This is a genomic window from Bradyrhizobium sp. (assembly GCF_049581145.1).
Taxonomy (GTDB): domain Bacteria; phylum Pseudomonadota; class Alphaproteobacteria; order Rhizobiales; family Xanthobacteraceae; genus Bradyrhizobium.
This window is the reverse complement of the sequence record NZ_JBAURI010000704.1, coordinates 1-6,133: the sequence shown is the minus strand read 5'-3', so window position 1 is coordinate 6,133 and position 6,133 is coordinate 1. Positions and strand designations below refer to the sequence as shown.

7 protein-coding genes and 1 pseudogene are annotated in these 6,133 nt (G+C 65.5%); 2 read left to right on the top strand and 6 right to left on the bottom strand.

Features of this window, described 5'->3' with window-relative positions; all coding sequences use genetic code 11:
• Window positions 1–48 precede the first annotated feature (48 nt).
• The 5 genes from WCB02_RS22955 to WCB02_RS22935 form a co-directional block, all read right to left on the bottom strand.
• Window positions 49–984: a glycine--tRNA ligase subunit alpha gene (locus tag WCB02_RS22955; protein WP_423961711.1), complete on the bottom strand. Its 936-nt coding sequence runs from the start codon at window positions 982–984 to the stop codon at window positions 49–51.
• A gap of 122 nt (window positions 985–1,106) precedes the next feature.
• Complete coding sequence (locus WCB02_RS22950) at window positions 1,107–1,298, bottom strand: hypothetical protein (protein ID WP_423961716.1); 192 nt, start codon at window positions 1,296–1,298, stop codon at window positions 1,107–1,109.
• A gap of 130 nt (window positions 1,299–1,428) precedes the next feature.
• A complete protein-coding gene (locus WCB02_RS22945; protein WP_423961709.1) occupies window positions 1,429–2,331 on the bottom strand; it encodes a S49 family peptidase in 903 nt (300 codons plus the stop codon).
• A 215-nt stretch (window positions 2,332–2,546) separates the two neighbouring features.
• Entirely contained in the window at window positions 2,547–3,317 is a 771-nt protein-coding gene (locus tag WCB02_RS22940; protein ID WP_423961707.1) for a tRNA1(Val) (adenine(37)-N6)-methyltransferase, read from the bottom strand.
• Window positions 3,310–3,537 carry a DUF2007 domain-containing protein gene (locus tag WCB02_RS22935; RefSeq protein WP_423961713.1) on the bottom strand — a complete coding sequence of 76 codons (228 nt, stop codon included), beginning with the start codon at window positions 3,535–3,537 and terminating at the stop codon, window positions 3,310–3,312. Before WCB02_RS22935 ends, WCB02_RS22940 begins: the two co-directional genes overlap by 8 nt.
• Before the next feature lie 113 nt (window positions 3,538–3,650).
• Here WCB02_RS22935 and WCB02_RS22930 point away from each other — a divergent pair, with 113 nt between their 5' ends.
• Window positions 3,651–4,661 (top strand): polyprenyl synthetase family protein, encoded by a 1,011-nt coding sequence (locus tag WCB02_RS22930; RefSeq protein ID WP_423961705.1) that lies wholly within the window; start codon window positions 3,651–3,653, stop codon window positions 4,659–4,661.
• Window positions 4,658–5,308 (top strand): LysE family translocator, encoded by a 651-nt coding sequence (locus tag WCB02_RS22925; protein ID WP_423961703.1) that lies wholly within the window; start codon window positions 4,658–4,660, stop codon window positions 5,306–5,308. Before WCB02_RS22930 ends, WCB02_RS22925 begins: the two co-directional genes overlap by 4 nt.
• Window positions 5,309–5,596: 288 nt before the next feature.
• On the opposite strand, the pseudogene WCB02_RS22920 reads toward WCB02_RS22925, so the two are convergent.
• A pseudogene (locus tag WCB02_RS22920) lies at window positions 5,597–6,133 on the bottom strand (4-(cytidine 5'-diphospho)-2-C-methyl-D-erythritol kinase); the annotation flags it as partial.

Below are 6,133 nucleotides of genomic sequence, written 5' to 3'. Positions count from 1 at the left end.
GGAGAAGAACGGCGCTCGCTGCGAGATCCAAATTCAAAACCGCTTTCCTCACGAAACCCCGCCCGCTTCGGTGTGCATCCAGGCTTCGCCGCAGGCTTTGGCGAGCTCGCGGACGCGCAGGATGTAGCTCTGCCGCTCGGTCACCGAGATCACGCCGCGCGCGTCGAGCAGGTTGAAGACGTGGCTTGCCTTGATGCACTGGTCATAGGCCGGCAGCGCCATCAGATGTTTCTTCTGGTTGTGGCCAGCGGCCCAGCCGGCCGCGAGATATTTCCTGCAGGCCTCCTCCGCCATCCTGAACTGCTCGAACAGCATCGCGGTGTCGGCATGTTCGAAATTGTGCCGGGAATATTCCTGTTCGGCCTGCAGGAACACGTCGCCATAGCTGACGCGCTCGGCGCCGTCGCGGCCGTTGAAGTTGAGATCGTAGACGCGATCGACGCCCTGCACATACATCGCCAGTCGTTCGAGGCCGTAAGTCAGTTCGCCCGCGACCGGCGCGCATTCGACGCCCGCGACCTGCTGGAAGTAGGTGAACTGCGACACCTCCATGCCGTCGCACCAGCATTCCCAGCCCAGGCCCCAGGCGCCGAGCGTCGGGCTTTCCCAGTCGTCCTCGACGAAGCGGATGTCATGCAGACGCGAATCGATGCCGATCGCGGCGAGCGAGCTCAGATAGAGCTCCTGGAGATTCGGCGGCGACGGCTTCATGATCACCTGGAACTGGTAGTAGTGCTGCAGCCGGTTGGGGTTCTCGCCGTAGCGGCCATCCTTCGGCCGGCGCGAGGGCTGCACGTAGGCCGCATTCCAGGGTTTTGGCCCGAGCGCGCGCAAGGTGGTCGCCGGATGGAAGGTGCCCGCCCCCATTTCCATGTCGTAAGGCTGCAGGATCACGCAGCCCTGATCGGCCCAGAACCGCTGCAGAGCGAGGATGAAACCCTGGAACGAGCGCTCCGGGCGCATGTGGGCGGCAAGTGAATCCATCGTCGGGAGGCGTCTCGCGAGCGGGTGAAAAGCGCGCGGGACCGTATCGGCGGCGGAGACTGGAATCAAGCGAACGACGGCGCCAAGTACCGCCAAAGCGTACGAAGATCCGGCGGCTCTCGTCAGCCCGGCCGGTAGGCGCCGGTGACGGGGTCGCGGCGCAGCGTCGGAATGTCGTGCGATCGGGTGGCTTCGGCGAGCCGGGCGAGGCGCGCCTCTTCCAGCTCCTGGTTGATCCTGACGGCCGTCTTATAGGCCCACCGGACCACGGCAAGGCCACCCAGGGCACCCGCGAATGCGACGAACGGCGGCATAGGTCGATCCTTGTTCATGTCCACGCCCCCTTGAGCGCCATTGTCGCGCAACACGAGTCCAACCGCAATCGCCGTTTCGCGGCAAAACGGCGCGCTGCGTCGACGCGAGCCATCGGCCGCGGACCAGGCTCTAGAAGCCGAATCTGGCCCAAATCGCCCGACTTTCCAGCGCCGAGATCACGTCCTCAGGCAGGCCCTCCAGCGAGGCCAGCATCCCCGCGCCCGCCGACCGTCGGCCGAACAGCCCGGACAACAGCCCGGTCGCCGGCGCGATCACGGGGGTCAGGACTTTTTCACCATAGCGGGCGCGCAGCGTCGAGCGCAGATCGCCGATACCGTCCGCCAGGCCGAGCGAAACCGAGGTCTCGCCCGCCCAGTATTCGCCGGTGAACAGCACATCTTCGGCGCCCTTCAGCCGCGCGCCGCGGCTTTTCTTCACCAGCGCAATGAAGATCGTGTGGATCTCGCGCTGGATCGCCTTCAATCGCGCCACATCGTCGGGGTCCTCCGGGAGGAACGGATCGAGCATCGCCTTGTGCTCGCCCGCGGTATAAAGCCTGCGCTCCACGCCGACCTTCCTGATCAACTCGGTGAGCCCGAAGGAGCCGCCGACCACGCCGATCGAACCGAGAATCGAGGACGGATCGCAGAAGATCTCGTCGCCCGCGCAGGCCAGCATGTAGCCGCCGGAGGCCGCGACGTCCTCGACGAAAACCAGTACCGGCAGATTTTTTTCCTCGGCGAGCTGGCGAATCCGCAAGTAGATCTGGCGCGACTGAACCGGAGATCCGCCGGGCGAATTGATCAGGAGCGCCACCGCCTTGGCATTCCGGGTCGCAAACGCCCGCTCCAGTGTCCTGGCGATGGCGGCGAGCGTCATGCCGGGCCGTAGCGGCGTCACCGCGCCGATCACGCCGGACAGCCGGACCACGGGCACCACGGCGGTTCCGCGGCGGAAACGCGCAGGAAGCCATTCCGCGCAGCGGTCGATCAGCGCCGGCCATCCAGTGCGACCATTTAATTTTTCAGCCATTCAGGTTCCTCGAATTAACCACTATTTATACCGCTAGTGTCAGCAAGCGAAGGGAACGCCGTCTACGTCCCAGGCGTTGCTTGGCTGCAGGGCTGCAGCGGAGAAAAACATGAAAATATATCTGCTCATGCTGCTCATCGGTACCATCCTGACCGCTGTTCGGCTCACCTCTGTTGGAAAACAAAGTTCCGAGCGGATGCCGCAATAGCAACTTCTCATGGTTTCGCGAACGGCAAGCCGGGGCCTGCCGGTATTTCTGCGGCCAGTTGCTTTGGCTCCGCCGACTCGTCATTGAGCATCAGCGGCGGTTCCAGCCTGGTCGGCGCCCTGCCGCCCTTGACGGCGCGAACCAGCACGCGGATGGCAGGCCTTGTCGGCTCGCCATGGACCGGCAGGATCGACAGACTGCCGAAGCCGCGCGCCAGTGCCGCCAGCACCTCCGAGATGCCGTCGGCGCGCCAGATCAAAGCCAGCACGCCGCCTGATTTGAGGATCCGCCTGCCGGCGTGGAGCCAGCGCTCCAGCGTCAGGGGATTCGCCATATGCGCGCACAGACGCTCCTTGTCGGGTGAGGCGCGATGCCGTGCAGCATCGTTGAACGGCGGATTCATCAGGACGACATCGACGCTGTCGGGCAATAGCCCCTTGGCGGCAAAGGCATCGGCGGCAGCCGCCACATCCAGCACCACGACATCGGCTGCAATCGCGTTGGCGCGGGCGTTGGCGCGCGCCAGCGCCGCCAGCCGCTCATTGATCTCGATCAACACCAGATCGATCGCACCGACGCGGCTTGCGACCGCAAGCCCGGCGGCGCCGACGCCGGCGCCGAATTCCACCACGCGATGACCGGGGCGTGCCGGCGTGGCACCGGCCAGCAGCACGGCGTCGTGGCCGACGCGGTGGCCGGATCGCGGTTGAAGCAGCCGCAGTTGACCGCCAAGAAACGCATCCTCCGTGGTATCGGAATCGATCAGGCGATCACTCATCGGGCCGCAGTTCGTGAGAAAGGCCGGCGTCGGTCAAGAGCCGCCGCGCCGCTCTGACATCGTCGTCATGGACCAGAATTCGCCGCGGCAGGATGCCGAGTGACCCCTCGATCACGCTCATGTTCTGGTCCAGCACCAGATGATCGATATCGGCGCCATCGAGCAGCGCGCCGACCGCCGAAACCAGCACAATATCGTTGGTCCGAACTAATTCCCGCAATTCGTCGCTCCTCTGGCGCCAAACCCGCACGATGTTGTCAGTCATCATGCCCTTGCCGCATCGCGCCGCACTTTCTATTGTCTCCCCTGAGGATAGCAAATTCGGAGACCGGCGTGGCGGTTATTGTACCCTTCGAGAGCCCTTCGGGGGCGTCCATCGAGGCGCTGGTCGCTCTCGTCGCCGCCGACATGGAGCGTGTCAACGCCGCCATCCTGGCGCGAACCGGCTCCGAAGTGACCATGATCCCCGAGGTCGCCAACCACCTGATTTCGTCGGGCGGCAAGCGGCTGCGCCCGATGCTGACGCTGGCGATGGCCGGCCTCACCGGCTATACCGGTGACGGCCATATCAAGCTCGCAGCGGCGGTGGAGTTCATGCATACCGCGACGCTGCTGCATGACGACGTGGTCGACGAAAGCGAGCTCAGGCGCGGCAAGCTGTCGGCGCGGATGTTGTGGGGCAACGAGGCGAGCGTCCTGGTCGGCGACTTCCTGCTCGGACAGGCGTTCCGCATGATGGTCGAGGTCGGCTCGCTGCGCGCGCTCGACATTCTCTCCGCCGCGGCCGCGACCATCGCCGAGGGTGAGGTGATGCAGCTTGCCGCCGCCAAGAATACCGCGACCACCGAGGACGAATATCTCGCCGTGATCCGTGGCAAGACCGCCGAGCTGTTCGCCGCCGCCTGCGAGGTCGGCCCCGTGCTCGCCAACCGGCCGAAGGCCGAGCAGACCGCATGCCGCTCGGTCGGCATGAATCTCGGCATCGCGTTCCAGCTGGTCGACGACGTGCTGGACTACGGCGGCAAGTCGGCCAAGCTTGGCAAGAATGTCGGCGACGATTTCCGCGAGGGCAAGATCACCCTGCCGGTGGTGCTGGCGTTCCGCCGCGGCAGCGACTCCGAGCGCGCGTTCTGGGTCAAAGCGCTGGAGCGCGGCGACATCAGCGACAGCGACCTCGATCATGCGATCGGCCTGATGAGCAAGCATCGCGCGCTCGAAGACACGATCAATCGCGCCCAGCATTACGGCGCGATGGCAGTCGACGCGCTGGCGCTGTTTCCAGCCTCCGCCATGAAGACGGCGCTGGAGCAGGTCGTCGCGTTCTGCCTGGCGCGATCGCATTGAGCGCTGTCGGCGCGATCGGGGCTGCGAGCTTTTCGCTGTTTCTTGCTGCCGCGCTGATCATTGCGGCAGTTCCCGGTGCTGGCATTTTTTACGTGGCGGCACGGACGCTGTCGGGCGGCCGCGCCGCCGGGATCGCGTCCACATCGGGAACGGCGCTCGGCGGGCTGGTCCATGTGATCGCGGGCGGCGTCGGCGTCTCGGCTCTGGTGCTTGCCAGCGCACAGCTTTTTGCCGCACTCAAATTTGCAGGCGCGCTCTATCTGATCTGGCTTGGCATCAAGACATTTCGCGATGCCGGCCATGTCCCCTCGGTGCAAACAGACGATGTCGGCGCCAGGCGGGCATTTTGGCAGGGCGCAGCCGTCGAGGCGCTGAATCCCAAGACCGCGGCATTCTTCCTGGCGTTCATCCCGCAATTCCTCAATCCGGCGGCACCCAATCCAGCGCTGCAATTCGTCATGCTCGGCCTGATCTCGGTCGCGCTGAACAGCTCTGCCGACCTCATCGTGGTCCTCATTGTCGCGGCAACGCGCGCGAGACTTGTGGGCAGGCCAGGCCTCACGCAGCGCCTGCGGCAAGGTTCCGGGCTGTTCATTGCCGGACTTGGCGTATCGCTGGCGCTGACGCGACGGCCGCTCGCGAATTGAAAGGTAGCATGCAAAGTGGGCAAGGCGCGCTTGCGCCGTGCCACCATTCGCGACGACCAAAGATCGGTCGGCACGCGAACGACTCTCCTCCTCCAACTGGAAACGTAGCTCAACCATCGTCGTCCCGGCGAACGCCGGGACCTATAACCACAGGCTTTCGTTGTTGACATCCGACGTCGGCCCAGCGTGCCCGAAATGACCGCCTGGGGTCATGGGCCCGGCGTTCGCCGGGACGACGCTTTGATGGGTGCTACGGTCTGCTACGACTCCACGTGCGGGTAACGACGGCTAGCTCAACGTCCCCGCATGCACCCACCATCCGGGATGCTGGGCCTCGATCTGTTGCGCGGCGCGTTGCGCATGAGCGGGGCTCGAGAACAGCGCAAAGCAGGTGGCGCCCGAACCGGACATCCGCGTCAGCTGCGCGCCGTCGCTTGCGCGCAGCGCCGCCAGCACCTCGCCGATGACCGGCTGAACGCGTCTCGCGGGCGCCTCGAGATCATTGCCGACCAGCGAGAGCGTCCGGACCCAGTCGGCAATCGATGCGCCGGCCTCAGGCCAGGCAGGGGCCTGGATCAGATCCGCGATACCGACCAGAAGCTCACCGTTGCGCAAGCCGAGCGCGGCAAACACATCCTTGGTCGCGACGCCGACGCGCGGGTTGACCAACACGCAGGGCAGCTCCGGCACATTCAACGGCAGCAAGGTCTCACCGACGCCGGTCATATCGCAGGCGCGCGAGGCCAGACAGACCGGCACATCGGCGCCCGTCACCAGCGCGACCTCGCGCAAGCGCGGGTCGTCCAACAGGAGGCCGTTCCGCCG